This is a genomic window from Janthinobacterium sp. SUN206 (assembly GCF_030587305.1).
GTDB lineage: Bacteria > Pseudomonadota > Gammaproteobacteria > Burkholderiales > Burkholderiaceae_D > Janthinobacterium > Janthinobacterium kumbetense.
This window is the reverse complement of the sequence record NZ_JAPWIB010000001.1, coordinates 1,960,821-1,985,664: the sequence shown is the minus strand read 5'-3', so window position 1 is coordinate 1,985,664 and position 24,844 is coordinate 1,960,821. Positions and strand designations below refer to the sequence as shown.

Genomic DNA, 24,844 nt, shown 5'->3' with positions numbered 1-24,844 from the left:
CTGGAGGGCGGGCGGCGCACCGCTTGAGGTGCTCCGCCCGCCTGCTGCGGCGCCTGCTGCTCCAGCGCCGATAGCATGATCTTTAGCAAGGGACGTGCCAGAAGGCCAAGTGCTTGATTTTTAAAGGATGGGGCGGATTTGCATTGTCGTGCTGCAATAATGTTGGCGGATATCGTCCACCCTTGTTGAGCGGGATGGACGAAAACGGCAGGCGGCAAGGACGGGGAGGGCGCGCCCGGGACACGGCATGGCGTGACGCGGGCGCGTGCGGCGGTTCAACTATCCTTGCTGTAGCAGGCGCGGCTGGGCCGCAGGCGCATGCGCACGAGGGACACCAGGAAGCTGAAGCCTGCCTGGTTCGGATCGATGACCGGCACATAGGTGTGCAGCGCGTCTTCCAGCAGCGCGCTGACGCGCGCGGCGACGCCGACAAATCCTGTGCAGCCCAGCAAGATGGACTGGGCGCCGTCTTCCTGCACGGCCCGCATGGCGGCCTTGAAGGTTTTTTCGACCACCGTGTCCAGCTTGCCGAGGTCGGCGACGGAACAGTCGATGGAGCGGATGGAGGCGAAGCTGTCCTGCAAGCCGTAGGTCTGCATGTGGCCCTGCTGCATGGCGAGCGTGCTGGGCAGTATCGTCATGATCGACAGGCGCTGGCTGAGGGCCAGCGCGGTAAAGGCGGCGGGCGGGAAGCCGCCGAGGATGGGGATGTCGATCACTTCGCGCGCTGCTTCCACGCCGCACATGTCGAAGTCGCTGAGCCAGATGCCGTCATAGCCTTCGCGTTCGATTTCCCTGGCCAGCTGCACCACCGGATAGCCGTTTTGCAGCCAGTCGACGCGGTATTCGATGCAGTCGTTCCCAGTAGAAATATTGCGCACGGACACTTCGACATCGGGCGGCATCACGGGCTCGATGGCGTCGAGCAGGCGCTGGTTGTAGATGGACGTGGCCACCGGCGCCACGATGCAGATGCGCAGCGGCTTCATGCGGCGCTCCCTGCCGCTGCGCCGGCGTTGCCAGTGAGCGGCATGTAGGGTCCCAGGTAGCCGATGGCGTTGATCAATTGCATGAAGCTGTCGAGTATCAGGCCGTCCCGTTCCCGCAATGCCGGATGGGCTTGCAGGCCCAGCAGCGTCACCTTGCGCTGCATCAAGGCCGGGTTGAGCGTGCCGTCCGGTAGCAGCAAGTCGCCATTCGAATACACGGCCTGGCCATCGCCCTCGACAAAGTAACTGATGGTGTCGGGCGCCATGCAAAGGGGCGTGCTGCGGCTGCTGTCCCAGGCCAGCAGCGATTCGTTCTGGTACAGGACCGTGCAGAGCCGTTCACCCGCGCGGATGGTGATCTTGCCCAGGTCGAAGCCATTGCGCGAGTCGACTTCGGCGGCGACGAACGTGCCCTGTGGAAACAATGGCCAGGCGCGCATGTCGCATTGCCGCGCAAGATAATCGACCACTTCCTCCGCGCTGCGCAAGCGTCCTGCCTGCAGTTCGCGGCCCAGGCGCAGGGCGCGTCCCAGGGTGCCGCGCACGGGCAGCGCCCGGGCCAGCTCCGCCGGCGCCATGATCCACATGGCCAGGCCGCCGAACTGCTTGAAATCGGCCTGCGAGACGATGGGGCGCATCATCTGGTCGATGATCGTTGCCACGTCTTGCTGGTGGGCATGGGCGCCGTTCACGCCCTGGCTGGGCTGGACGTCGAGTTCCACGCGCAGCCCCGTCTGGCTGACGAGGAAGGCGGGGCGCGGATTGACGTGCGCGGCCGCATACGTCAGCTGGGGCAGCGAGGGAACGGCGCGGCCGGCCCCGTCGGCGTCGATCACGGCCAGGCCCAGGCGGGCGGCGACCAGGCAGGCGACGAGAAACCCCAGCGCGCCGCTCTCGGGCGGCGCCAGGTAGGCCAAGGTGCGATTTTCCAGCGCCAGGCGCTCCCTGACGGCGAGCACGGCATCGACGGGACCCTGCGGGAAATGGGCGCCATTGATCGCCACGGGCGAACCCAGGTAAGCGACCATGACCGTTTCGCCAGCGGTGGCTTCGTCGACGCCGACCACGCGCACCTGGGCGTCCGGATAATAATCGCCGGCGTGGAACTGGGCCAGCAGGCTGCGCGCGGAAGCGAGCGTGCCGCCGCCGCCGCTGCCGAAGAAGCAGGCGCCCAGCAACAGCGATTCAAGGTCATCGTGGTTCAGCACATAGCTCATGTTGCGGGTCCTCAGGTTGGCATGGCATGGAAATGGCTTGCGCCAGGACGGCCTGCAACTGCAGCGCCTGGGCAAACCGGGGAAAAGCCGTGTCGCGTTCCACGCCGCGCAAGGCGCGCGTGAGGTGATCGAGTGCTTCGTGCCGGCGGCCGCGCTGCAGCAGCAGTTGCGCCAGTCGGGTCGCCACCAGCAGGCTGCCGGCCGCGGCGCCCAGCGCCTTGGCGGTCGACAGCGCACTGCCCAGTTCGCGTTCCGCGTTGTCCAGGTCGCCCACCGCGATCCACGTCCGGGCATGCATGTCGAGCAATTCGACCAGGTAGGCCCGTTCGCCATGTTCCAGCGCCAGTTCGATGGCGCCGTGCAGCAGTTGCCGGGCTTGCGATGGCTGGCCTGCCGACAGCAGCAGTTCGCCCCGCTTCCAGGCCTGGAATGAATGGAAGAGCATGCCGCCTTCGCACAGCATGTATTGCTGGTAGCCGTCGGCGATGCGCTGTTCGGTCTGCGCATGGATGTTGCCTGTTGCCAATGCGCAGGCATGGAATATCTGCCCCACCCCCAGGTAGAATTGATAGCCGTATTCGCTGGCGACGGTTTGCAGGTCCGCCGCCAGGCTTGCCAGCCGGACCCAGTCCTCGAACATGCAGGCCAGCCACGCGGCGCCTTGCAGCGCGATGGCGCGATGGAAGGGGTGCGGGTTGTCGGCGCCGCCGCGCAACGCCAGGTGTTCCATCACCGCGCGCGCGCGGCGGAAGGCGCCGCTCTGGAAGCAGGACAGGCCTTCGAACGTGGTCGACAGCGCGGCGATGTCCAGGCCCTGTCCGCCCGTGTCGGCCGCTGCCGCGCCGCACAGCAGGTGCCCGCGCGCCAGGCAGGCCAGCGTCTCGCGGTAGTCGCCGAGCCAGAACAGCGTGTTGGCCAGGGCCAGGTGGGCCTGCGACAGCAAGTCCGTGTCGCCTATCGCTTGCGCCCGCTGCAGCATGTCTTGCGCCGTTGCCCGCGCCGCCACCAGGTCCAGCGCCATCAGTTGCGAACTCCAGATGCCGAACCGCAGGGCGGTGATTTCCACCTCGTCGCCCAGCGCCGCCGCTTCCTGCAATGCCTGCTGGTAGCAGGCGAGCGCTTCGGTGCTTTGCCAGCCGCTGATGCCGCGGTGTGAAATCGCCAGCCAGCGGTGCAGGTCGCAGCTCAGGCGGCGCGCGGTGCAGGGATGCGCATCGGCGGCCAGCAAGGTGAGGCCGCGGCGCAACACTTCGATGGCCTCCTTGAAGCGGGCCGCCTCGATCAGCGCGCGTCCCTCCAGCAGGCAGACGCGGGCGAAATTGCTGCGCTCCTCGTCGCCATGCACGCGGCGTTCGATGACCTTGCGGTTGATGCCCAGGTGGCGGGCCGCGGTCGTCTTGTTGCCATCGGCAAGGCGCATCGCATAGTCGATCAGCAATTGTTCGGCGGCCGCCAGCTTGTCGTCTCCGTCCAGCCGCATGAGGGCTTCCGCCAGCAGCGTGTGATCGGCGTCCTGCGGCCTGCCCGCCGACAGGAAGGCTTCCAGGCTGTGGGCGTCGATCAGCGCAGATTCGGCCAGTATCGACAGCCGTTCCACCAGGTTGCGCAGTTCGCGGATATGCCCGGGCCAGGCATGCCGGCCCAGGCGTTCCATGGCGGTGGCGGTAAAGCGGATGGGGCGCTTTTGCTGCCCGGCAAAGTGCGCGGCGAGGGCGGCGACGTCGCCGCGGCGCTGGTCCAGGCCCGGCACGTCGAGTTTCAATACCGCCAGCCGGTAATACAAGTCTTCGCGGAAACGGCCCGCCTGCACCATCGCGGCCAGGTCGCAATGGGTGGCGGCCACGATGCGGCCGTTGAACGGCTGGGTATCGCCGCCGCCCAGCGGCCGGAAACAGCGCGATTCGAGCACGCGCAGCAGCTTGCTCTGTACCGCCAGCGGCAATTCGCCGATTTCATCGAGAAACAGCGTGCCTTGTCCCGCCTGGGCGAAAAAACCGGCGCGGCTGCTCAGCGCCCCCGTAAACGCCCCCTTGGTATGGCCGAAGAGTTCGGCATCGATCAGGTGTTCCGGCAGGGCGCCGCAGTTGAGATCGACAAAGGGCGCGCCGGGATCGCCGCTTTGCCGATGCACGAGCTGGGCGATGATTTCCTTGCCGGAACCGGTGGGACCGCTGATGAGCACCGTGCAGCGGGTCGGCGCCACGGCGTCGACCATGCGCAGCAGGCGCTGGAAGATGGGGGAGCTGCCAATGACGTTCAGCCCGCCCCCGAGGCCAGCGCGGTGCAGGGGGGCTTGCACAGGAGCAATGGTGCCCGTCCCGGGCAGAACGTAATGCGGCTGCCTGCCATGCTGTTGCAGCATAGACCTGTCGGACATGGTCGTCTCGCTCCGATGAATTCGCTCCGATCGTGCAGGGCCATCATTTTTGTTTTGCCCTGCTGCCTCCTGACGCGTGCCATTGCCCTACTCGGGCATAAAGGAATCGCGCGTTCCGATTATGGGCGTTAATGAAACGGCGATAGTCGCCAATTGTCACAATAAAAAGATTTTCATCGCTTGCATCATGCAAGCCGGCGGCCCGCTGCAGATCACTGCGCGGCAGGCGGCGCATCCTTCAATTGCGCCAGATGTTGCTCGATGGCAAAGACGTGCGGATCGCTCTTGCCCAGCTCGCGCAGGGCGCTGGCCAGATGCAGCAGGTAGTCGCTGTTCGGGCCGCTGGGGCCGCTTGATCGGGCGATCTGGCGCGCGATGTCCAGTTCCGGCGCGGCGCCGAGGAAGGCGGCGTTTTCCTCGTTGGCGATGTACACCAGGCCTTCGGCCTTGCTGCCATCGTCGAAGGTGATCTCGGTGGCCAGGCGCAGGTAGCCGTTCTTTTCGCGGTGGTCGAGGTGGGCGAAGACTTCGGGCGTGATCAGGTAGGCCATGCCGTCGCACACGGCGCCCGCCTGCGGCACGATGGTGGCGACCCGGCCCGGCGCCATCGGCGTGCCCCGGTGGTCGTGCGAGCCTTGCCAGAAGCGCCGCGTCCAGCCTTCGATGCTGGCGGGGCGCCGTTCGATATACGGAAAATCGGCCTTGTAGATCAGCGAGCCATAGCCGAACAGCCAGACCTGCGCATGGCCGTCGAATGTGGTCATGCGCTGGTTGATGGCGATGGTGGCGGCGTCGATGGCGGACAGGTCGGGCTGGGTCATGGTGCGGGCGGTGAGGGGGCGATGCGCGATTATAAAACGGCGCCAGCCGGGCCGCCCGCTCCCACGTTCCACTCGTGCGTCTCGACAAAGCGGAACAGGAAGGCCATGAAGCTTTCGGCCGCCGGCGACAGCGAACGTCCCGTCTTCGTGTAGACGAAAAAGCGCCGCGTCAGTTCCGGTTCGTGCAGGGCGCGCATGTGCAAATTGTATAGTTTGACCATCGGTTCCGCGTACGGCAGGCACACCGTGATGCCCAGGTTGGCGCTGACCATGGCCAGCGCCGTCGTCATGAAGGTCACTTCATTGTAGGGATTGAGCGACAGCTCGCGAAACGCGCCGTGCATGTCGCGCAGCAGGCGTTCCGTAAATTGCCCCTGCAGCGAAATGAACGGGTAGTCGCCCACGTCGGCCCAGATGACGCGTTCTTTCTGCCGCAGCGGATGCTGCTCGGGGTAGACCAGCACGAAGGGCATTTCGAACAGCACTTGCGCGGCGATTTCCGCCGTCGGATCGCGCTCGGGGCCGATGCCGAAATCGACTTCGCCGCTGAACACGCGCGCCGAGACATTCTCCACGGGGCAGTCGACCAGGCGCAGCTGCACGTCCGGGTGCGCCTGGCGGTAGGCGGCGATCACTTCCGGCAGCAGGGTGCACGCCATCATCTGCGGCGCGGCGATACGCACCATGCCCGTTTTCAGGGCCTTGCGCTGGGCGATGCCGGCCATGGCGCCGTCGAGGTCCTCGATCATCTTCTCGAACAGCGGATACAGCTCGCGGCCGATTTCCGACAGCTGCGTCTTGCGCGTGCTGCGCTCGACCACGCGCACGCCCAGCACGCTTTCCAGTTCCTTGATCAAGCCGCTCAAGGCGGACTGCGTCACGTGCAGGTATTCGGCGGCCAGGGTAAAACTGCCCGTCTTGGCCAGCGCCACGAAGGCGCGCATCTGTCGCAGGCTGGGACTCATAAGATAATCCGATAAATCGATGGTTAAAAATTGTTTGTATGATAGCTGTAACTGGATTCTAATGGTGAAAAGCTGAAAAACATCGCGCCCAGGGCGCCATCCATCGGAGACAGACCGCATGAAAATCAAGCAAATCCACCACGTCGCCTACCGCTGCATCGACGCGAAGAAAACCGTCGAGTGGTACGTCAAGCATTTGAACATGAATTTCGTCCTCGCCATCGCGGAAGACCTGGTGCCGTCGACCAAGGCGCCAGACCCGTACATGCACGTGTTCCTCGACGCGGGCCAGGGCAATGTGCTGGCCTTCTTCGAGCTGCCCACGCAGCCGCCGATGGACCGCGACCGCAATACCCCGGCCTGGGTGCAGCACCTGGCGCTGGAAGTGGGCAGCATGGAAGAACTGCTGGCCGCCAAGGAGCGCCTGGTGGCGGGCGGCATCGAGGTGCTGGGCCCCGTCAACCACGCCATCTTCCAGTCGATCTATTTCTTCGATCCGAACGGCCACCGCCTGGAGCTGGCGGCCAACGTGGGCACGCCGGAAATGATGGCCAAACTGGACGCCGTCAAATGGGAAATGCTGGAAGAATGGTCGCAGACGCGCCGCGCACCGAAGCACGCCGCCTGGATGCACGCGCCGGCCGACGCCTGAGCGCAGCAGATTGACTGCTGCAGACCGACACTCTCTGACCAATACACCGAACCAGGAATACCATGAAACTCGCAACCCTGAAAAACGGCAGCCGCGACGGCGCCTTGATCCTCGTCAGCCGCGACCTGCGCCAGTACCAGCGCGTGGCCGCCATCGCCCCCACCCTGCAGGCGGCGCTCGACAACTGGGACGCCGTCGCGCCCAAGCTGGAACAGGCGTACGCCAACCTGAACGCGGGCCAGGCGCCGGACGCGCAGCCGTTTGATGCCAATCAGTGCCACTCGCCGCTGCCGCGCGCCTACCAGTGGGCCGACGGTTCCGCCTACATCAACCACGTGGAGCTGGTGCGCAAGGCGCGCAACGCGGAAGTGCCGGCCTCGTTCTACACGGACCCGCTGATGTACCAGGGCGGCTCGGACAGCTTCATCGGCCCGCGCGACCCCGTCTTCGCCCTGTCGGAAGAGTGGGGCATCGACCTGGAAGCGGAAGTGGCGGTGATCACGGGCGACGTGGCCATGGGCGCCGGCGCGGATGATGCGGCGACGGCGATTCGCCTGGTCATGCTGGTCAACGACGTCTCGCTGCGCAACCTGATTCCGGGCGAACTGGCCAAGGGTTTCGGTTTCTTCCAGTCGAAGGCGGCCAGCGCGTTCTCTCCCGTCGCCGTCACGCCCGATGAACTGGGCGCGGCCTGGGCGGACAGCAAGCTGCATTTGCCGCTGCTGGTGGACTTGAACGACAAACCGTTCGGCAAGCCGAATGCGGGCGAAGACATGACCTTCAATTTTGCGCAACTGGTCGCCCATGCGGCGAAGACGCGCGAACTGGGCGCCGGCACCATCGTTGGCTCGGGCACCGTGTCGAACAAGCAGGGCAACCTGTTTGGCTCCAGCATCGAGAATGGCGGCGTCGGTTACTGCTGCCTGGCCGAAGTGCGCATGTATGAAACCATCGAACACGGCGCGCCAAAGACGGCGTACCTGAAGTTCGGCGATACGGTGCGCATCGAGATGCGCGACGCGGCCGGCGCCAGCATCTTCGGCAGCATCGAGCAGACCGTGGCCCTGTACGCTGGCGCCACGCGCGCCTGAGGAGGCCGCCCGTGAAGCTGTACACCTACTTTCGCAGTTCGGCCGCCTACCGCGTGCGCATCGCCTTGAATCTCAAAGGCATCGCTTACGACAGCATTCCCGTGCATCTGCTGCAGGATGGCGGCCAGCAGCTGCTGCCCGCCTACCGCGCCGTCAACCCGTCGGCGCTGGTGCCGGCCCTCGACGACGACGGCGCCATCCTGACGCAGTCGCTGGCCATGCTCGAGTATCTGGAAGAGACGCGCCCTGGCGTGCCCTTGCTGCCGGCGGACCCGCTGGAACGGGCGCGCGTGCGCGCGCTGGCGCTGGCCATCGCTTGCGACGCCCATCCGCTGACGAATCTGCGCGTCCTGAAATACCTGAAAGGGACGCTTGGGCTGTCGGACGAGGTCAAGCAGGAGTGGTACCGCCACTGGATGGCCGAAGGGCTGGCGGCCGTGGAAGCGCTGCTGGCGCAGGGCGATCCTGCCGGCACGGGGCTGTTCTGCCACGGCGACAGCCCGACGATGGCCGATTGCTGCCTGGTGCCGCAAGTGTTCAATGCGCTGCGCTTTGCCATCGACCTGGCGCCGTATCCGCGCGTGGTGCGCATCCATGCGCTTTGCGCCGGCTTGCCAGCCTTTATTGCGGCGCACCCGTCGCAGCAGCCTGACGCCGAATAGCAACACACGGCGCCGTGCGGGAAGCCCCGTCTGGCAACAGGCGGGGTTTTTTTATGCGTGCTTGATTTTGATCAGTCAATGCCAGCTTGCCGGTGCGCTACAATTTGCGTTTGCCCAAATACTTCACGTCCCCATGACCGCAACAACCGTTCCTGCCAGCATCACCGATGCCCTGTCCCTGGCGCACGCTTCCTGGCGTCCCATCCTGCTGCGCGGCTTGCAGGCCGTGATGGTGGCTGATCCCGCCTACCTGCCGGCGCTGGCCGCCGACGATTACCTGCCCACGCAGGGCCGGCTGTTCGCCGCCTTTGCCTTGCCGCTGGCGCAGGTGCGTTACGTGCTGGTGGGTGAGGGGCCGTATCCGCGCGCCGACAGCGCCACGGGCGTGTGCTTCATGGATGGCGCCGTCGGCAGCCTGTGGTCGGCCACGGGGCTGTCGAAACCCGTCAACCGCGCCACGTCCCTGCGCAACTTCATGAAGATGCTGCTGGTGGCCGATGGCCAGCTGCAGGACGGCGACACGTCCGGCGCGGCCATGGCGCCCGTGGCGGCGGCCGCGCTGCAAGCGGACAGCGGCGTGACCCAGACCTTGCCCGACTTGCAGCGCAAGATGACGGAACAGGGCTTTTTGCTGCTCAACGCGGCGCTGGTGTTCCGTTCCCACGTGCCGCCCGTGCAGGATGCGCGCGGCTGGCTGCCCTTCCTGCAGGCGGTGCTGGAAGCGCTGGCGCAGCAGGGCGGGGCGGTGCAGCCGCAACTGGTGCTGTGGGGCAAGATCGCAGAGCTCATCAAACGCTTGCCGGTGGCGGCATCCTTGCCGCAGGTGACGGCGGAACATCCGTATAATCTGTCCTTTATCGGCAATCGTGACATGCAGGCCTTGTTTGGCCCGATGCAACTATTGCGTGCTTGAGCTTGAATCATCGCCTGTCTGGCGGAAGTGCGGGGAATATGCAAATCAGTAACGTGGAAGAATTGAAGGCGTGGATCGCGGCGGGCGGCGTGCCCGACTATCTGTATTTCTGGGGGCACACGCCGGCGCAGCCGCAGGTGCCCGACAAAAGCTGCTTCAGCCAGTGGTTTCCATCGCCGTTCAGCCTGGCCGGCGTGACGTATGCGACGGCCGAGCACTACATGATGGCGCAAAAGGCTGCCCTGTTTGGCGACACGGCTGTGCAGGCGCGCATCGTGGCGGCCGAGCGGCCGTCGGAAGTGAAGAAGCTGGGACGCGAAGTGGCGAACTTCGACGCCAGGGTGTGGGAAGCGGCGCGCGCCGGCATCGTTTTCGATGGCAACTTTGCCAAGTTCTCGCAAAAGGCTGCGCTGCGCAAGTTTTTGCTGGGCACGGGCGAGCGCGTCATCGTCGAAGCCAGTCCCGTCGACCGGATATGGGGCGTGGGCCTGGCGTCGGACAATCCGCGCATCCTGGACCCGGCCCGCTGGGACGGCTTGAACCTGCTGGGGTTTGAACTGATGAAAGTGCGGACCGCTTTGCGGGGCTGAAAATTGACGCTGCACCCGCCCGTGACTTCCCGACTGTTGTTTTCCTGATGCCGCCGCGCCTGGCGCGGCCGGCCATGCCCCTTCCAGCCCTGTGGTCATCGAGGGGCGCTCTGACAAACCCCGCCGAATTTGTTATACTTGACTAAATCATTCAACTACTCGGGGTTTGAGGAGTTGAAAAGCCGCAATATTTTAAACCAGTTGACCAGAGGATGTATGCGTCTGACTACAAAAGGCCGTTTTGCCGTGACAGCGATGATCGATCTTGCCCTGCGCCAGGGCAAGGGACCGGTCACCTTGTCCGGTATCAGCCAGCGCCAGTCGATTTCCCTGTCCTACCTGGAGCAGCTGTTCGGCAAGCTGCGCCGGCATGAGATCGTCGAATCGATCCGCGGCCCAGGCGGCGGCTACAGCCTGGCGCGCCGCGCCGACAAGGTGACGGTGGCCGACATCATCATCGCCGTCGACGAACCGCTGGACGCCACGCAGTGCGGCGGCAAGGAACATTGCCATGGCGCCGACGCGGCCACGGGCGCGCGCTGCATGACGCATGAATTGTGGTCCACACTCAACGAAAAAATGGTCGATTATCTGGATTCTGTGTCCTTGCAGGACCTGGTCGACCAGCAGAGACAAAAGAATGCCGAGCAAAGCGTGATGGTGATGCACCGTAACCACGCCGCCCTCGGTTGATAATGACAAAAATACCAGTTGCTGATTGCAGGAGTTATTGATGAACGCCCCAGAAAAAAACGTAGGCCAAGTGCACTTTGAAACCGCACCGCATTTCCCGATCTACATGGATTACTCGGCCACGACGCCGATCGATCCACGCGTCGCCGACAAGATGATTCCTTACCTGCGCGAGCAGTTCGGCAATCCGGCATCGCGCAGCCACATGTATGGCTGGACGGCGGAAAAAGCCGTGGAAGAGGCACGCGGCCACGTGGCGGCCCTGGTGAACGCGGATCCGCGCGAAATCATCTGGACCTCCGGCGCAACGGAAAGCAACAACCTGGCCATCAAGGGCGCGGCGCAGTTCTACAAGACCAAGGGCAAGCACATCATCACCGTCAAGACCGAGCACAAATCGGTGCTCGACACGGTGCGCGAACTGGAACGCATCGGCTTTGAAGCGACCTACCTGGAACCGCAGGACAACGGCCTGATCACCGTCGAGCAGCTGGCCGCAGCCGTGCGCCCGGACACCATCCTCGTGTCGGTGATGCTGGTGAACAACGAAATCGGCGTGATCCAGCCGATCGACGAGATCGGCGTATTCTGCCGCTCGAAAGGCATCATCTTCCATTGCGACGCCGCGCAAGCGACGGGCAAGGTCGTCATCGACCTGCAAAAGACCAAGGTCGACCTGATGACCTTCACGGCGCACAAAACCTACGGCCCGAAAGGCGTGGGCGCCCTGTACGTCTGCCGCAAGCCGCGCGTGCGCCTGGAAGCGCAGATGCACGGCGGCGGCCATGAGCGCGGCCTGCGTTCGGGCACCTTGCCGACGCACCAGATCGTCGGCATGGGCGAAGCGTTCCGCATCGCCAAGGAAGAGATGGACAGCGAAATCGGCCGCATCCAGGCCTTGCGCGACCGCCTGGCCAAGGGCTTGCAGGAGATCGAAGAAGTCTACATCAACGGCGACATGGAACACCGCGTGCCGCACAACCTGAACGTCAGCTTCAACTACGTCGAAGGCGAGTCGCTGATCATGGCGATCAAGGATATCGCCGTATCGTCCGGTTCGGCCTGCACCTCGGCCAGCCTGGAACCATCGTACGTGTTGCGCGCCCTGGGCCGCAGCGACGAACTGGCGCACAGCTCGATCCGCTTCACCATCGGCCGCTTCTCGACCGAGGAAGACATCGATTTCGCCGTGAACCTGCTGAAATCGAAAGTACACAAGCTGCGCGACCTGTCGCCGTTGTGGGACATGTTTAAAGATGGCATCGATATCAATTCGATCCAATGGGCTGCCCACTAACCAATACCCTGGCCCTGTTGGACAGGGCCGGCAAGAATATTTAAGGAGCATCAAAATGGCTTACTCGGACAAAGTACTCGATCACTACGAAAACCCGCGCAACGTAGGCGCTTTCGACAAGGGTGATGAAACCATCGGCACCGGCATGGTAGGCGCGCCTGCCTGCGGCGACGTGATGAAACTGCAGATCAAGGTCGGCGCCGACGGCCTGATCGAAGATGCGAAATTCAAGACGTATGGCTGCGGTTCGGCCATCGCCTCGAGCTCGCTGGTGACCGAATGGGTGAAAGGCAAGACCCTGGATCAGGCGCTGGCCATCAAGAATACGCAGATCGCCGAAGAGCTGGCCCTGCCGCCAGTGAAGATCCACTGCTCCATCCTGGCGGAAGACGCCATCAAGGCGGCAGTGCTGGACTATCAGACCCGCCATCCGGCCGCGTAGAGCACCTGAGAAAACGCCCATGGCTGCGTTGCATTGCCTTGTCGTACTAGTCGTACTGCCTGCGGCAATGCGCCTTGCCCTGAACGTTTTTCAGGCACTCTAGAATTTGTTGGATTTTGATACCTGTTCCCATGTGGGAACAGGAGCGGAGAAATACATGATCACACTGACCGAAAAAGCGGCGAAACACATCAACCGTTATATCGAACGGCGCGGCAAGGGCATGGGCTTGCGCTTTGGCGTGCGCACCACGGGTTGCTCGGGCCTGGCCTACAAGCTCGAATATGTCGATGAAGTGGCGGCCGAAGACAGCGTCTTCGAATCGCACGGCGTGAAAGTCTTCGTCGACCCGAAAAGCTTGCCTTACATCGACGGCACGGAACTCGATTTCGCGCGCGAAGGCTTGAACGAAGGCTTCAAGTTCCACAATCCGAACGAAAAAGACGCCTGCGGCTGCGGCGAGTCCTTCAGGATTTAAACAGCTGGCAAGACCCCGGTCGGTGCGCTGTACCCATCGATTGCGGTACAGCGACCACCGACCATTATGCAAAACCACTTCGAATTATTCCAGTTGCCGGCGCAGTTCTCGCTCGACATGAGCGCGCTCGACGCGGCCTACCGCGACGTGCAGGGCAAGGTCCATCCGGACCGCTTCATCAATGCCAGCAGCGCTGAAAAGCGCGTGGCGATGCAATGGGCCACGCGCGCCAATGAAGCCTATCAAACCCTGAAAAGTCCGCAAAAACGCGCGCAATACCTGTGCGAACTCAATGGCGTCGACCTGCAGACGGAGTCGAACACGGCCATGCCCGTCAGTTTCCTGATGCAGCAGATGGAATGGCGCGAAGAGCTGGGCGACGCCCGTGCCGGCAAGGATGCCGACGCGCTCGATGCCCTGGACCGCCAGTTGCGCGGCGAACGCAAGGCCTTGCTGGCCCAGGTGGCGGCCCAGCTGGACGCGGCCGACTACGCGAATGCCGCGCAAAGCGTGCGCGCCCTGATGTTCCTCGACAAATTCGGCGAGGAAGTCCGTTTTGCCTATGAGGCCATCGAGGCTTGACCAGGCGATCGCTTGACCGGCGTGCCAAGCGCCAGTCTGGCCCGCGACTTATAATGCGCGTCAGGCATCAACTGCATCACGCAAAAAATTAATCGAGGCACGAATACAATGGCACTTCTGCAAATTTCCGAACCAGGCATGTCGACCGCGCCGCACCAGCACCGCCTGGCCGTCGGCATCGACCTTGGCACCACCAATTCCCTGGTCGCCACCGTCCGCAACAGCATTCCCGAGGTGCTCAACGACGAAGACGGGCGCTCCCTGCTGCCCTCCGTCGTGCGCTACCTGCCGAACGGCCACGCGAACATCGGCTACAAGGCCCTGGCCGCGCAAACCACCGACCCGAAGAACACCATCGTTTCCGTGAAGCGTTTCATGGGCCGCGGCCTGGCCGACATCGCCTACGCGGAAAACCTGCCCTACGACTTCCAGGACACGCCTGGCATGGTGCAGCTGAAAACCGTGGCCGGCGTGAAAAGCCCCGTCGAAGTGTCGGCGCAAATCCTCGCCACCCTGCGCCAGCGCGCGGAAGATTCGCTCGGCGACGACCTGGTGGGCGCCGTGATTACTGTACCAGCGTATTTCGACGATGCACAGCGGCAAGCCACGAAAGATGCGGCGCAATTGGCCGGCATCAATGTCTTGCGCCTGCTGAGCGAGCCGACGGCCGCCGCCATCGCGTATGGCCTCGATAACGCGTCCGAAGGCGTGTACGCCGTGTACGACCTGGGCGGCGGCACCTTCGACATCTCGATCTTGAAACTGAGCAAGGGCGTGTTCGAAGTGTTGTCCACGGGCGGCGACTCGGCCCTGGGCGGCGACGATTTCGACCGTCGCCTGTTCTGCTGGATCAGCGAGCACGCCAAGCTGGCGCCGCTGTCGGACGAAGACACGGCCATCCTGATGGTGAAGGCGCGCGAAATCAAGGAATTGCTGTCGACCAAGTCGGAAACGACGATCGACGCCAAGCTCAATTCGGGCGAAGAAATCCATCTGCGCATCACGGCAGCCGACTTTGCCGCCATGACGCAGCACCTGGTCGTGAAAACCATGAACGCCATCAAGAAAGCCTTGCGCGACGCGAACGTGGATGCGGACGACGTCGACGGCGTGGTGATGGTGGGCGGCGCCACGCGCATGCCGCACGTGCAGCGCGCCGTGAGCGAATTCTTCCACACGACGCCGCACGCGAACATCGACCCCGATAAAGTGGTGGCGCTGGGCGCCGCTATCCAGGCGAATTTGCTGGCCGGCAACCGTGCCGCCGGCGACGACTGGCTGCTGCTGGACGTGATCCCGCTGTCGCTGGGCATCGAAACCATGGGCGGCCTGGTGGAAAAGATCATCCCGCGCAATTCGACGATACCGTGCGCGCGCGCTCAGGAATTCACGACCTTCAAGGATGGCCAGACTGCCCTGGCCGTGCACGTGCTGCAGGGCGAGCGCGAACTGGTCAGCGATTGCCGTTCCCTGGCGCGCTTCGAGCTGCGCGGCATTCCGCCGATGGTGGCGGGCGCCGCGCGCATCCGTATCACGTATCAGGTCGACGCGGACGGCTTGCTGTCCGTGTCGGCGCGCGAACTGCGCTCGGGCGTGGAAGCGTCGATCAGCGTCAAGCCGGCCTACGGCCTGGGCGACGACGATATCGCCCGCATGCTGCAGGATTCGTACACCTCGGCCGACGTCGACATGGTGGCGCGCGCGCTGCGCGAAGAGCAGGTGGAAGCGGAACGCATCCTGCTGGCCACGCAGTCGGCGCTCGATGAAGATGGCGGCTTGCTGGATGCAGACGAACGCGCAGCCGTCGACGGCTTGATGAGCAAGGTGCGCGACGCTATTGCGCAATCGCAAAGCGGCGCCATCGACCACCAGGCCCTGAAGCTGGCGATCGAGGCGCTGGCCGACGGCACCGAGGATTTCGCCTCGCGCCGCATGGACCGCAGCGTGCGCACGGCTCTCACCGGCAAGTCCCTGGACCAGGTCGTATAAAACCAATTGAACAGCGGGCCGCGCACATGCCGCGGCCGCGCACCGAATGACAGACTGAAAGAAGACACCATGCCACAAATCGTTATCCTGCCGCACGCCAAGCTTTGCCCGGACGGCGCCGTCATCGAAGCACCTGCCGGCAAGTCCATCTGCGACATCCTGCTGGAAAACGACATCGACATCGAGCACGCCTGCGAAAAATCGTGCGCCTGCACCACTTGCCACGTGCTGGTGCGTGAAGGCATCGAATCGCTGAACGAAGCGACGGAACTGGAAGAAGACATGCTGGACAAGGCCTGGGGCCTGGAAGCCGTGTCGCGCCTGTCCTGCCAGTCCATCGTGGCCGAGGCCGACCTCGTCGTCGAAATCCCGAAATACACGATCAACCAGGTCAGCGAAGGCAGCCACTAACATGAAATGGTCCGACATTCACGTGATCGCCGAGGCGCTGTACGATGCGCATCCGGACATCGATCCCCTGACCGTGCGTTTCACCGACCTGCACAACTGGGTGGTGGAACTGGACGGCTTCGACGATGACCACACGCGCGGCGGCGAAAAAGTGCTCGAAGCGATACAGATGGCGTGGATCGATGAAGCGCGCTAAGGGCGCGGCAGCCGCCGCCACCGCAGTCGCCGCGCCGAAAGACGTCATCACCGCCGCCAGCAACATGCCCGAAATCAAGGATGGCCAGTCGGTCGCCTTGCTGCAGGAATTGCACATCCTGACGCGCGACGGCAAGATGAACCAGGACAGCCGCCGCAAGTTGAAACAGGTGTACCACCTGACGCAATTCATCGAGCCGCTGCTGCGCGAAGTGCAGCTCGACCACCCTGGCGTGTCGCTGGTCGATCACGGTGCCGGCAAGTCCTACCTGGGCTTCATACTGTACGACCTGTTCTTCAAGAACGGCAACGACGGTTCGCACATCTACGGCATCGAGACGCGCGAAGAACTGGTGCAGCGTTCGCAGGAGCTGGCGAAGAAATTCAAGTTCCCCGGCATGTCGTTTTTGCCGCTGTCCGTGGCCGAATCGACGGAATCGACCTTGCTGCCGCAGCAGATCGATATCGTCACGGCCTTGCACGCGTGCAATACGGCCACCGACGACGCCATCCACTTCGCCTTGAAGAAAAAGGCGAAATTCATGGTGCTGGTGCCATGTTGCCAGGCTGAAGTCGCCTCCGTATTGAAGAAGAACAAGGGCAAGAGCCTGGGCAAGAGTGTTTTGACGGAATTGTGGCGCCACCCGCTGCATACGCGCGAATTCGGCAGCCAGATCACCAACGTGCTGCGCTGTTTGCAGCTGGAAGCGCATGGCTACCAGGTCAGCGTGACGGAACTGGTGGGCTGGGAGCATTCGATGAAGAATGAACTGATCATCGCCAGCTACAAGAACTTGCCGCGCCAGCGTCCGACGGAACGCTTGCAGGAAGTGCTGCAAACCCTGGGCCTGGAAGAGATGGGGCACCGCTTCTTTGCCGAAGAGCTGGCCAAGGCGGGCGCGTAAAGTATCCGCAGGGCAAAGTATCCGCAAGGGCAAACGAGGGGAGGAGCGGGTCGGTTACAATACCGGCTTTCTCCTCCTCTTGCTTTTTGCGCCTCCTCCATGACCACACCTATTGAAATGCCCACCGTCCGCCTGGCCAAGCGCCTGTCTGAAGACGTGCCCTGTTCGCGCCGCGAGGCCGAGCTGTATATCGAGGGCGGCTGGGTGACGGTCGACGGCGTGCTGGTGGAAGAGTCGGGCGCGCGCGTGGCAGACAACCAGGAAGTGGTGCTGTTGCCGAACGCGACGCTGGAAGAAATGCCGCCCGTGACGATTCTGCTGCACAAGCCGGCCGGCATCAACGGCGGCGTGGGCAGCGAAGGCAAGCCAGCCCTGAGCTGTTTGCGTCCCGAAGAGATATTCACGCCGGAAAACGTGGCGCCCAGTTCCGTCACGCGTTTCCTCAAGCGCCATTTGATCGGCCTGACCATCACCAATCCGCTCGACACCATGGCGTCCGGCCTGCTGGTATTCACGCAGGATTTCCGCGTCGCCCGCAAGCTGGTCGACGAAGCGAAAACGGTGGAGCAGGAATTCATCGTGGAAGTGGCCGGCGACATCATGGAAAACGGCCTGGCGCTGCTCAATCACGGCTTGCCCTTCAATGGCAAGCCTTTGCCGCCGATCAAGGTCAGTTGGCAAAATGAAACGCGTTTGCGTTTCGCCCTGAAAAACGTGCAGCCGGGCCAGATCGCCCACATGTGCAAGATGGTGGGACTGGACGTCGTCGCCATGAAGCGCTTGCGCATCGGTCGCATCCCGATGGGCGCCATGCCCGTGGGGCAATGGCGTTACTTGCAGGGTTACGAACGCTTCTAAAGCTGCGGCGCCACGATGGAATGGCTTTCTGCAAAGCTTTTCCATAGCCGTTCAGCAATATTCAAGGCGATGGTGTCGGCCTTCTCTTGCAAGGCCGCATTGCCCATGCTCTCGGTCGTGGCGAAGAACAGGGTCAGCCAGCGGCGGAACATGCAGGGCGTGAGGTGTTCCATTTGCGCGTGCTGGGCCAGCGGCTTGCCGTGGTAGCGCATGGTGCCGCGCAGCAAGCCTGACCAGAAATCGACCAGTGTGGCCAGGTGGGCATCCCAATCCTTGACCTCGGCGGCAAAGATGGGGCCCAGCATGGCATCCTCGCGCGCGGCCGCATAAAAGGTGTGGACGAGATGCTTGACTTCGTCTTCGCTGCAGACTTCCTCGCGGTAGGGAGCGAAGCGTGTGTGGGGGAGGGGGGCGGTAGTATTCATGGCATGCCATGATCGCAGAGCCCCCGTGGCGCTTCAATGACCCAGGTCAAGCCGCGTAAAAACTCAGGCGGCGACTTTCTTCGGCTTCTTCGCCGGCGCTGGCAATTGCACGATGTGCGTGCCCGCCAGCTTGTCGTGCAGAAATTGTCCATTGCCCGTGAACAGGGCCGTGCTGGACCACGCCAGGATGCCGGCACCGATGGCGCCCAGGGCTGTCCAGTGCTGCAAGTCCAGCAGATACGACACCAGCAGGGCTGGCAGCAGCCACATCCACGACAGGACATAGCGGTAGGCGGCCACGCGCAGCGGCACGTGGGCGTGGCCCGGCAGCACGACTTTCAGGCGCCACGTCTTCATGGCCAGGGTTTGCCCTTCGCGGCTCCACTGGTGGATGAAATACGCACCCATGACGAGGAAGGCCAGGCACTGGCGCATGTGTTCCGTCAACGGCGTATGCGCACCCTGCACGGCCAGCTCGAACAGCAGGAAGGGCAGGAACAGCACGGCCAGGGCCAGCAGCGACTCGTACACCATGGAAATCAGGCGGCGCTTGATCGTGGGATGGGAAGTGATGCTGGCGGCAGGCGTGCTATTTGGCATTGGTTGGCAGTGGGGCAGGCGTAATGGATGGCGTAACAGATGGCGTGACGGGCACGGTGGCGGGGGCCGCGGCGGGATCGCTCGGCATGGCCGTCGCTGCGGGAGCGGGCGGCAGGACGGGCGCGGCGGCCGCAGGCGCTGCCGGCGTGGCGGGCAGCAGGATCGGGGCCGGCTTGCTCGTATTCGAATTGATCGCGGGCACTTTTTCCAGCGGCTTTTTCGGCACGAGTTCCGTCGCCAGTTTTTTCTTTTGATCTTCCGGCAATTGCTGGTATTGCTCCCATTGCGCGGTTTTTTGACCAGGATCAATCTTCTTCGTGCGCGTATAGTTTTCGCGCACGAGGCGGCGCTGTTCCGGCGTCAGCTTGATCCATTCGCGCATGCGTTCATGCACGCGGGTTTGCTCGTCCGGCGTCATGGAGGCGAAACGGCTGGCGATATCGAGCCATTTCTGCTTGCGCAAGGCTTCCAGCTTGTTCCATTCGCTCGCCAGCGGCTGCAGGGCTTCCTGCTGCGCGCGCGACAGCTTGTTCCACGAGGGATTCTCGCCCGTCTTGGGCGGCGTGCCGCCCTTGCCGGCCGTGCGGGGCGAACCGGGCTTGGCTGTCGAGGCCGGCGCGGGCGCCACCACGGGTGCGGCTGCCACGGGAGGGGCGGCGGGCGCGGCATGTTGCTGCGCGCCTACCCAGGCGGCGCCAGCCAGGGCGCAGGCACCCAGGCCGATGCCGCCGGCCAGCCAGCCTTTGCGTACGCTCGAGCGTGTCATTATTGCTCGCGTTTCGTCAGGTAGGCGTTGAAGCCATGGTCCATATAGGCGGAAAGCGGCAATTCGTCCGACAGCACGGCGGCGTCGATTTCTGCCAGTTCGGCAATATGTTGTTCTTGCTCAAACTGATAGATGCCCACCATGCCGCCGACCAGCAGCAGCAGGGGGATGATCACGCTCATGCGGCCCAGCCACGACAGCGGCTCGACAAACAGGCTGCTGGCCACGCCGGCGAACACATTCTGGCGCACGGCGACGGCGGCAGGCGCGTCCGCCTTCTTGCGCGACAGGGCCAGCTTGCGTGCCGCTGCCAGGCGATCGGTGGCCGATGCGGGCAGGTCGTCGAGTTTTTCGTTCAGTGCATGGCGCACTTTGTAAGCGAAATTGAGATCGTCGGTGTTCATAATTTAATTCCCTTGGCTTTCAGCGATTCGGCGAGCGTGTGGGTAGCTCTAGAGCAATGTGTTTTCACGCTACCTTCGGAGCAACCCATCGCTTCCGCTGTTTCAGCCACATCCATGTCCTGCCAATAACGCATGAGGAAGGCTTCGCGTTGACGTGACGGCAGTTTTTGTACCTCCGCATCAATCAAATCAAGGATTTGCGCGCGCTCGACCTGGTCGGCCGAGGATTCGGCGGCGCTGGAGCCCTGTTCCGATTCATAAGTGTCAAGTATATCAAAATCCTCATGCTCGTCGCCCGAGGGCTTCATGCCGGAAAACAGGCTGACCCAGGTGTTGCGGACTTTTTCGCGGCGGAAATAGTCGAGGATGGTGTTTTGCAGGATGCGCTGGAACAGCATCGGCAGTTCGGCGGCCGGCTTGTCGCCGTATTTCTCGGCCAGCTTGATCATGGCGTCCTGCACGATGTCGAGTGCCGATTCTTCCTTGCGGACCGCGTAGGCGGCTTGCTTGAAGGCGCGCCGCTCGACATTTTCTAGAAAGTCGGATAATTCTTTGTCTGTTGCCATGCGGTATGGGGGATCTTAGCGGCTGCGGGTGCGGTGGGCGAAATGGGGGCGGGTATGCTTTTTGCAACCCCGTGCATGCTAGCAAAAAATGTGCGTTTCCGCAGAGTTTTTGCACTCCGTGCGCGCAAAATGGCCTTTCGGCTGACATTTTCCTTGACCATAATGGTGCGACGCGATACCGTATAGGACGCTTTGAACACCCCAAAGCCCTATGGTCAGGTCGCGACCGGCACACAAGGCCATCCGCGGCAAGACGCGCTTTCATTTGTAGGCAGTTTGTTCTAACCCGCGCCACAAGCGCGAGCGGTTCGTACAGGCGCCACAGAAACTCCGGCCAAACGAGTTGCGTTAAGCGTTGTTTTGTAAGGTATCTATGGGTGCCCAAAGAAATTGCGTGACCGCATGAAAAGGGAAGCAGGAGCACTGTCGCGCACAGCGAACTTCGTCAGGAAAGAACATCCGATCAATCTCCAATGGACCTTGAAAGGAATGTTTCATGAATACCGAAGCAGCAGCAGGACCAATTACGGGCGCAGAAATTGTCGTGCGCTGTCTGGCTGAAGAGGGCGTCGAGCACGTCTTTGGATACCCGGGCGGAGCCGTACTCTACATCTACGACGCCATCTTCCAGCAAAACAAATTCCAGCATATCCTGGTACGCCACGAGCAGGCCGCGATCCACGCCGCCGATGCCTATTCGCGCAGCTCGAACAAGGTCGGTGTCGCCATCGTCACGTCCGGTCCGGGCGTCACGAATGCCGTCACGGGCTTGTCCACCGCGTACATGGACTCGATTCCCATGGTGGTGATCTCCGGCCAGGTGCCGAGCCACGCCATCGGGCAGGATGCGTTCCAGGAATGCGACACGGTCGGCATCACGCGCCCCGTCGTCAAGCACAACTTCCTCGTCAAGGACGTCAAGGACCTGGCAGCGACGATCAAGAAAGCTTTCTTCATCGCCCGTACCGGCCGTCCGGGACCCGTGCTGGTCGATATCCCCAAGGATATCAGCATGCACAAATGCCATTTCGACTATCCGAAGGAAGTCGAGATGCGTTCCTACCGTCCCGTCGACAAGGGCCACTCGGGCCAGATCCGCAAGGCCGTGCAGCTGTTGCTGCAAGCCGAACGCCCGATGATCTACACGGGCGGCGGCGTGATCCTGGCGAACGCCTCGGCTGAGCTGAACAAGCTGGTCGACCGCCTGGGTTTCCCTTGCACCAACACCTTGATGGGCCTGGGCGGCTACCGCGCCTCGAGCGAGCAGTATGTCGGCATGCCCGGCATGCACGGCACCTACGAAGCGAACATGGCGATGCAGAATTGCGACGTCCTGATCGCCATCGGCGCCCGCTTCGATGACCGCGTGATCGGCAATCCGAAACATTTCGCCTCGCATCCGCGCAAGATCATCCACGTGGACATCGATCCCTCGTCGATTTCCAAGCGCGTCAAGGTCGATATTCCCATCGTCGGCAACGTCAAGGACGTGCTGATCGAGTTCCTCGCGCAGCTCGATGCGGCCGAAGCCAAGCCGAACGTCAATGCCTTGAGCAACTGGTGGAAGCAGATCGCCGAATGGCGCGGCCGCGAATGCCTGAAGTACCCGACCTCCGACCTCGTCATCAAGCCGCAATCGGTGGTGGAAAAGGTGTTCCAGATCACCAAGGGCGACGCCTTCATCACGTCCGACGTGGGCCAGCACCAGATGTGGGCTGCGCAATACTACGGTTTCGACAAGCCGCGCCGCTGGATCAATTCCGGCGGCCTGGGCACCATGGGTGTCGGCTTGCCGTACGCCATGGGCGTGCAGATGGCCAACCCGGACGCCACCGTTGCCTGCATCACGGGCGAAGGTTCGATCCAGATGTGCATCCAGGAATTGGCAACGTGCAAGCAGTACCACTTGACGCCAAAGATCATCATGCTCAACAACCGTTTCCTCGGCATGGTGCGCCAGTGGCAGGAAATCGATTACGGTTCGCGCTATTCCGAGTCGTACATGGATTCGCTGCCTGACTTCGAGAAGCTGGCCGAGGCATATGGTCACGTGGGCATGAAAATTGAAAAACCGGGCGACGTCGACGGCGCCCTGAAAGAGGCGTTTGGCATGAAAGACAGGCTGGTATTCATGAACTTCATTACCGACCAGTCCGAAAACGTGTGGCCCATGGTGAAAGCCGGCAAAGGCTTGTCCGAAATGATGCTCGGCTCGGAGGACCTCTAATCATGCGCCATATTATTTCTGTCTTGCTGGAAAACGAAGCGGGCGCCCTGTCGCGCGTGGTGGGCCTGTTCTCGGCACGCGGTTACAACATCGAAACGTTGACCGTGGCGCCGACGGAAGACTCGACCCTGTCGCGCATGACCATTGTCACCAGCGGCTCGGACGACATCATCGAGCAGATCACCAAGCACTTGAACCGCCTCATCGAAGTGGTGAAGGTGGTGGACTTGACCGAAGGCCAGCATATCGAACGCGAGTTGATGCTGATCAAGGTTCGTGCCGTGGGCAAGGAGCGCGAGGAAATGAAGCGCACCGCCGATATCTTCCGTGGCCGCATCATCGATGTCACCGAAAAGACGTACACGATCGAATTGACCGGCAACAAGGTCAAGCTCGACGCGTTCATCGATTCGATCGACCGCGCCGCCATCCTGGAAACCGTCCGCACGGGTGGTTCCGGCATCGGCCGCGGCGAACGCATCCTCAAAGTATAAAAATACAAGCAGCTCTACGCGGCCCTGGCGCCGCATTTAAAACAACAACGCATCATCAAATTATAGGAAATACCATGAAAGTTTTTTACGACAAAGACGCTGACCTCTCCTTGATCAAAGGCAAAAACGTTGCCATCATCGGCTACGGTTCGCAAGGCCACGCACACGCACAAAACCTGAACGATTCGGGCGTCAACGTCACCGTCGGCCTGCGCAAGGGCGGCGCGTCGTGGACCAAGGTCGAGCAAGCCGGCTTGAAAGTGGCGGAAGTCAACGACGCCGTGAAAGCGGCCGATGTCATCATGATCTTGCTGCCGGATGAAAACATCGCCCAGGTCTACAACGAAAACATCGCCCCGTTCGCCAAGCAAGGCGCCGTGCTGGCCTTCGCCCACGGCTTCAACGTGCATTACGGCCAAGTCGTGCCACGCGCCGACCTGGACGTGATCATGGTCGCGCCGAAAGCCCCGGGCCACACCGTGCGCGCCACCTACACCCAGGGCGGCGGCGTGCCTCACCTGATCGCCGTGTACCAGGACAAATCGGGCATCGCCCGCGATATCGCCCTGTCGTACGCGTCGGCCAACGGCGGCGGCCGTGCCGGCATCATCGAAACGAATTTCCGTGAAGAAACCGAAACGGATCTGTTCGGTGAGCAAGCCGTGCTGTGCGGCGGCGCCGTGGAACTGATCAAGGCCGGTTTCGAAACCCTGACGGAAGCCGGTTACGCGCCTGAAATGGCGTATTTCGAGTGCTTGCACGAACTGAAGCTGATCGTCGACCTGATCTATGAAGGCGGCATCGCCAACATGAACTATTCGATCTCGAACAACGCCGAATACGGCGAATACGTGACCGGTCCTAAAGTCGTGACGTCGGCCACCAAGGATGCGATGCGTCAATGCCTGAAAGACATTCAAACGGGCGAATACGCGAAGAGCTTCATCCTGGAAAACAAGGCAGGCGCACCGACCCTGATCTCGCGCCGTCGTTTGACGTCCGAGCACCAGATCGAAGAAGTGGGCGCTAAACTGCGCGCCATGATGCCTTGGATCGCGAAAAACAAGATGGTCGACCAGTCGAAAAACTAAGCATTTTTTGCTGATTCACCATAAAAAAGCCGGCGCAAGCCGGCTTTTTTATGTGCGCCGGCGCCTGGCAGGCAACATCCGTTACAATCAGGCCCATTCAACAATACCGTCAGCCTCATGCTTGTTTTTTCTAAAGTTTTTGTC

28 protein-coding genes are annotated in these 24,844 nt (G+C 62.6%); 18 read left to right on the top strand and 10 right to left on the bottom strand.

The genetic code is table 11. From position 1 onward, the window contains the following. Window positions 1-275 precede the first annotated feature (275 nt). From O3300_RS08975 to O3300_RS08955, 5 genes are all read right to left on the bottom strand, one after another. Window positions 276-989: an aspartate/glutamate racemase family protein gene (locus tag O3300_RS08975; protein WP_305052735.1), complete on the bottom strand. Its 714-nt coding sequence runs from the start codon at window positions 987-989 to the stop codon at window positions 276-278. Beyond that, on the bottom strand, window positions 986-2,206 hold the full coding sequence (locus O3300_RS08970) for a DUF917 domain-containing protein (protein WP_305052734.1): 1,221 nt from the start codon (window positions 2,204-2,206) through the stop codon (window positions 986-988). The genes O3300_RS08975 and O3300_RS08970 overlap by 4 nt, the downstream gene beginning before the upstream one ends. Beyond that, a complete protein-coding gene (locus tag O3300_RS08965) occupies window positions 2,181-4,583 on the bottom strand; it encodes a sigma 54-interacting transcriptional regulator (RefSeq protein WP_305052733.1) in 2,403 nt (800 codons plus the stop codon). Before O3300_RS08965 ends, O3300_RS08970 begins: the two co-directional genes overlap by 26 nt. Before the next feature lie 212 nt (window positions 4,584-4,795). After that, the gene (locus O3300_RS08960) at window positions 4,796-5,380 is read right to left on the bottom strand and encodes a gamma-glutamylcyclotransferase (protein WP_099668429.1); all 585 of its coding nucleotides are present in this window, start codon (window positions 5,378-5,380) and stop codon (window positions 4,796-4,798) included. Window positions 5,381-5,433: 53 nt separating this feature from the next. After that, window positions 5,434-6,369 carry a LysR family transcriptional regulator gene (locus tag O3300_RS08955; RefSeq protein WP_099667134.1) on the bottom strand — a complete coding sequence of 312 codons (936 nt, stop codon included), beginning with the start codon at window positions 6,367-6,369 and terminating at the stop codon, window positions 5,434-5,436. A 118-nt stretch (window positions 6,370-6,487) separates the two neighbouring features. Between O3300_RS08955 and O3300_RS08950 the strand changes: the two genes are divergently transcribed. From O3300_RS08950 to O3300_RS08880, 15 genes are all read left to right on the top strand, one after another. Next, complete coding sequence (locus tag O3300_RS08950) at window positions 6,488-7,021, top strand: VOC family protein (RefSeq protein ID WP_092710160.1); 534 nt, start codon at window positions 6,488-6,490, stop codon at window positions 7,019-7,021. 62 nt (window positions 7,022-7,083) lie between these two features. Further along, entirely contained in the window at window positions 7,084-8,112 is a 1,029-nt protein-coding gene (locus O3300_RS08945; RefSeq protein WP_305052732.1) for a fumarylacetoacetate hydrolase family protein, read from the top strand. Window positions 8,113-8,123: 11 nt separating this feature from the next. Further along, window positions 8,124-8,774, top strand: coding sequence for a maleylacetoacetate isomerase (maiA, locus tag O3300_RS08940; RefSeq protein ID WP_305052731.1), 651 nt, complete (start codon window positions 8,124-8,126; stop codon window positions 8,772-8,774). Between the two features lie 133 nt (window positions 8,775-8,907). Continuing rightward, window positions 8,908-9,687 (top strand): uracil-DNA glycosylase, encoded by a 780-nt coding sequence (locus tag O3300_RS08935; RefSeq protein WP_305052730.1) that lies wholly within the window; start codon window positions 8,908-8,910, stop codon window positions 9,685-9,687. A gap of 38 nt (window positions 9,688-9,725) precedes the next feature. After that, window positions 9,726-10,277, top strand: a complete 552-nt coding sequence (locus O3300_RS08930) for an NADAR family protein (protein WP_251351403.1) — start codon at window positions 9,726-9,728, stop codon at window positions 10,275-10,277. A 216-nt stretch (window positions 10,278-10,493) separates the two neighbouring features. Continuing rightward, complete coding sequence (gene iscR / locus O3300_RS08925) at window positions 10,494-10,970, top strand: Fe-S cluster assembly transcriptional regulator IscR (RefSeq protein ID WP_065310626.1); 477 nt, start codon at window positions 10,494-10,496, stop codon at window positions 10,968-10,970. A 40-nt stretch (window positions 10,971-11,010) separates the two neighbouring features. Next, the gene (locus tag O3300_RS08920; protein WP_099667139.1) at window positions 11,011-12,267 is read left to right on the top strand and encodes an IscS subfamily cysteine desulfurase; all 1,257 of its coding nucleotides are present in this window, start codon (window positions 11,011-11,013) and stop codon (window positions 12,265-12,267) included. A gap of 55 nt (window positions 12,268-12,322) precedes the next feature. Next, complete coding sequence (gene iscU / locus O3300_RS08915; RefSeq protein WP_034750082.1) at window positions 12,323-12,709, top strand: Fe-S cluster assembly scaffold IscU; 387 nt, start codon at window positions 12,323-12,325, stop codon at window positions 12,707-12,709. Window positions 12,710-12,866: 157 nt separating this feature from the next. Beyond that, window positions 12,867-13,187: an iron-sulfur cluster assembly protein IscA gene (iscA, locus tag O3300_RS08910; protein ID WP_010399774.1), complete on the top strand. Its 321-nt coding sequence runs from the start codon at window positions 12,867-12,869 to the stop codon at window positions 13,185-13,187. A 66-nt stretch (window positions 13,188-13,253) separates the two neighbouring features. Further along, on the top strand, window positions 13,254-13,769 hold the full coding sequence (hscB, locus tag O3300_RS08905; RefSeq protein ID WP_230520945.1) for a Fe-S protein assembly co-chaperone HscB: 516 nt from the start codon (window positions 13,254-13,256) through the stop codon (window positions 13,767-13,769). Between the two features lie 108 nt (window positions 13,770-13,877). Further along, window positions 13,878-15,758, top strand: coding sequence for a Fe-S protein assembly chaperone HscA (hscA, locus tag O3300_RS08900; protein ID WP_305052729.1), 1,881 nt, complete (start codon window positions 13,878-13,880; stop codon window positions 15,756-15,758). Between the two features lie 69 nt (window positions 15,759-15,827). Next, window positions 15,828-16,169, top strand: a complete 342-nt coding sequence (gene fdx / locus O3300_RS08895) for an ISC system 2Fe-2S type ferredoxin (protein WP_034750070.1) — start codon at window positions 15,828-15,830, stop codon at window positions 16,167-16,169. Window position 16,170: 1 nt separating this feature from the next. After that, entirely contained in the window at window positions 16,171-16,365 is a 195-nt protein-coding gene (gene iscX / locus O3300_RS08890; protein ID WP_071322763.1) for a Fe-S cluster assembly protein IscX, read from the top strand. Further along, entirely contained in the window at window positions 16,352-17,269 is a 918-nt protein-coding gene (locus O3300_RS08885) for an SAM-dependent methyltransferase (RefSeq protein WP_251351407.1), read from the top strand. Before iscX ends, O3300_RS08885 begins: the two co-directional genes overlap by 14 nt. A gap of 99 nt (window positions 17,270-17,368) precedes the next feature. Next, window positions 17,369-18,127 carry an rRNA pseudouridine synthase gene (locus tag O3300_RS08880; RefSeq protein ID WP_305052728.1) on the top strand — a complete coding sequence of 253 codons (759 nt, stop codon included), beginning with the start codon at window positions 17,369-17,371 and terminating at the stop codon, window positions 18,125-18,127. On the opposite strand, the gene O3300_RS08875 is transcribed toward O3300_RS08880, so the two are convergent. The 5 genes from O3300_RS08875 to O3300_RS08855 form a co-directional block, all read right to left on the bottom strand. Further along, a complete protein-coding gene (locus O3300_RS08875; protein ID WP_289916432.1) occupies window positions 18,124-18,552 on the bottom strand; it encodes a group III truncated hemoglobin in 429 nt (142 codons plus the stop codon). The genes O3300_RS08880 and O3300_RS08875 overlap by 4 nt on opposite strands. Window positions 18,553-18,615: 63 nt before the next feature. Next, a complete protein-coding gene (locus O3300_RS08870) occupies window positions 18,616-19,152 on the bottom strand; it encodes an RDD family protein (protein ID WP_305052727.1) in 537 nt (178 codons plus the stop codon). Next, the gene (locus O3300_RS08865; RefSeq protein WP_305052726.1) at window positions 19,142-19,918 is read right to left on the bottom strand and encodes a DUF3106 domain-containing protein; all 777 of its coding nucleotides are present in this window, start codon (window positions 19,916-19,918) and stop codon (window positions 19,142-19,144) included. The genes O3300_RS08870 and O3300_RS08865 overlap by 11 nt, the downstream gene beginning before the upstream one ends. After that, entirely contained in the window at window positions 19,918-20,322 is a 405-nt protein-coding gene (locus O3300_RS08860) for a DUF3619 family protein (protein ID WP_099667147.1), read from the bottom strand. Before O3300_RS08860 ends, O3300_RS08865 begins: the two co-directional genes overlap by 1 nt. Next, window positions 20,319-20,888 carry an RNA polymerase sigma factor gene (locus O3300_RS08855; RefSeq protein WP_034779551.1) on the bottom strand — a complete coding sequence of 190 codons (570 nt, stop codon included), beginning with the start codon at window positions 20,886-20,888 and terminating at the stop codon, window positions 20,319-20,321. Before O3300_RS08855 ends, O3300_RS08860 begins: the two co-directional genes overlap by 4 nt. A gap of 496 nt (window positions 20,889-21,384) precedes the next feature. Here O3300_RS08855 and O3300_RS08850 point away from each other — a divergent pair, with 496 nt between their 5' ends. From O3300_RS08850 to ilvC, 3 genes are all read left to right on the top strand, one after another. Then, entirely contained in the window at window positions 21,385-23,115 is a 1,731-nt protein-coding gene (locus O3300_RS08850) for an acetolactate synthase 3 catalytic subunit (RefSeq protein WP_099667148.1), read from the top strand. Window positions 23,116-23,117: 2 nt separating this feature from the next. Next, complete coding sequence (ilvN, locus tag O3300_RS08845; RefSeq protein ID WP_010399754.1) at window positions 23,118-23,609, top strand: acetolactate synthase small subunit; 492 nt, start codon at window positions 23,118-23,120, stop codon at window positions 23,607-23,609. 74 nt (window positions 23,610-23,683) lie between these two features. Beyond that, the gene (ilvC, locus tag O3300_RS08840) at window positions 23,684-24,700 is read left to right on the top strand and encodes a ketol-acid reductoisomerase (RefSeq protein WP_034750044.1); all 1,017 of its coding nucleotides are present in this window, start codon (window positions 23,684-23,686) and stop codon (window positions 24,698-24,700) included. The last annotated feature ends 144 nt before the right edge of the window (window positions 24,701-24,844 follow it).

Bases quoted from the DNA above. Each gene is read 5' to 3' on its own strand.
- O3300_RS08975 (WP_305052735.1), bottom strand. From the start codon at position 989: ATGAAGCCGCTGCGCATCTGCATCGTGGCGCCGGTGGCCACGTCCATC.
- O3300_RS08970 (WP_305052734.1), bottom strand. From the start codon at position 2,206: ATGAGCTATGTGCTGAACCACGATGACCTTGAATCGCTGTTGCTGGGC.
- O3300_RS08965 (WP_305052733.1), bottom strand. From the start codon at position 4,583: ATGTCCGACAGGTCTATGCTGCAACAGCATGGCAGGCAGCCGCATTAC.
- O3300_RS08955 (WP_099667134.1), bottom strand. From the start codon at position 6,369: ATGAGTCCCAGCCTGCGACAGATGCGCGCCTTCGTGGCGCTGGCCAAG.
- O3300_RS08950 (WP_092710160.1), top strand. From the start codon at position 6,488: ATGAAAATCAAGCAAATCCACCACGTCGCCTACCGCTGCATCGACGCG.
- O3300_RS08945 (WP_305052732.1), top strand. From the start codon at position 7,084: ATGAAACTCGCAACCCTGAAAAACGGCAGCCGCGACGGCGCCTTGATC.
- O3300_RS08935 (WP_305052730.1), top strand. From the start codon at position 8,908: ATGACCGCAACAACCGTTCCTGCCAGCATCACCGATGCCCTGTCCCTG.
- O3300_RS08930 (WP_251351403.1), top strand. From the start codon at position 9,726: ATGCAAATCAGTAACGTGGAAGAATTGAAGGCGTGGATCGCGGCGGGC.
- iscR (WP_065310626.1), top strand. From the start codon at position 10,494: ATGCGTCTGACTACAAAAGGCCGTTTTGCCGTGACAGCGATGATCGAT.
- O3300_RS08920 (WP_099667139.1), top strand. From the start codon at position 11,011: ATGAACGCCCCAGAAAAAAACGTAGGCCAAGTGCACTTTGAAACCGCA.
- iscU (WP_034750082.1), top strand. From the start codon at position 12,323: ATGGCTTACTCGGACAAAGTACTCGATCACTACGAAAACCCGCGCAAC.
- iscA (WP_010399774.1), top strand. From the start codon at position 12,867: ATGATCACACTGACCGAAAAAGCGGCGAAACACATCAACCGTTATATC.
- hscB (WP_230520945.1), top strand. From the start codon at position 13,254: ATGCAAAACCACTTCGAATTATTCCAGTTGCCGGCGCAGTTCTCGCTC.
- hscA (WP_305052729.1), top strand. From the start codon at position 13,878: ATGGCACTTCTGCAAATTTCCGAACCAGGCATGTCGACCGCGCCGCAC.
- fdx (WP_034750070.1), top strand. From the start codon at position 15,828: ATGCCACAAATCGTTATCCTGCCGCACGCCAAGCTTTGCCCGGACGGC.
- iscX (WP_071322763.1), top strand. From the start codon at position 16,171: ATGAAATGGTCCGACATTCACGTGATCGCCGAGGCGCTGTACGATGCG.
- O3300_RS08885 (WP_251351407.1), top strand. From the start codon at position 16,352: ATGAAGCGCGCTAAGGGCGCGGCAGCCGCCGCCACCGCAGTCGCCGCG.
- O3300_RS08880 (WP_305052728.1), top strand. From the start codon at position 17,369: ATGACCACACCTATTGAAATGCCCACCGTCCGCCTGGCCAAGCGCCTG.
- O3300_RS08875 (WP_289916432.1), bottom strand. From the start codon at position 18,552: ATGAATACTACCGCCCCCCTCCCCCACACACGCTTCGCTCCCTACCGC.
- O3300_RS08870 (WP_305052727.1), bottom strand. From the start codon at position 19,152: ATGCCAAATAGCACGCCTGCCGCCAGCATCACTTCCCATCCCACGATC.
- O3300_RS08865 (WP_305052726.1), bottom strand. From the start codon at position 19,918: ATGACACGCTCGAGCGTACGCAAAGGCTGGCTGGCCGGCGGCATCGGC.
- O3300_RS08860 (WP_099667147.1), bottom strand. From the start codon at position 20,322: ATGAACACCGACGATCTCAATTTCGCTTACAAAGTGCGCCATGCACTG.
- O3300_RS08855 (WP_034779551.1), bottom strand. From the start codon at position 20,888: ATGGCAACAGACAAAGAATTATCCGACTTTCTAGAAAATGTCGAGCGG.
- O3300_RS08850 (WP_099667148.1), top strand. From the start codon at position 21,385: ATGAATACCGAAGCAGCAGCAGGACCAATTACGGGCGCAGAAATTGTC.
- ilvN (WP_010399754.1), top strand. From the start codon at position 23,118: ATGCGCCATATTATTTCTGTCTTGCTGGAAAACGAAGCGGGCGCCCTG.
- ilvC (WP_034750044.1), top strand. From the start codon at position 23,684: ATGAAAGTTTTTTACGACAAAGACGCTGACCTCTCCTTGATCAAAGGC.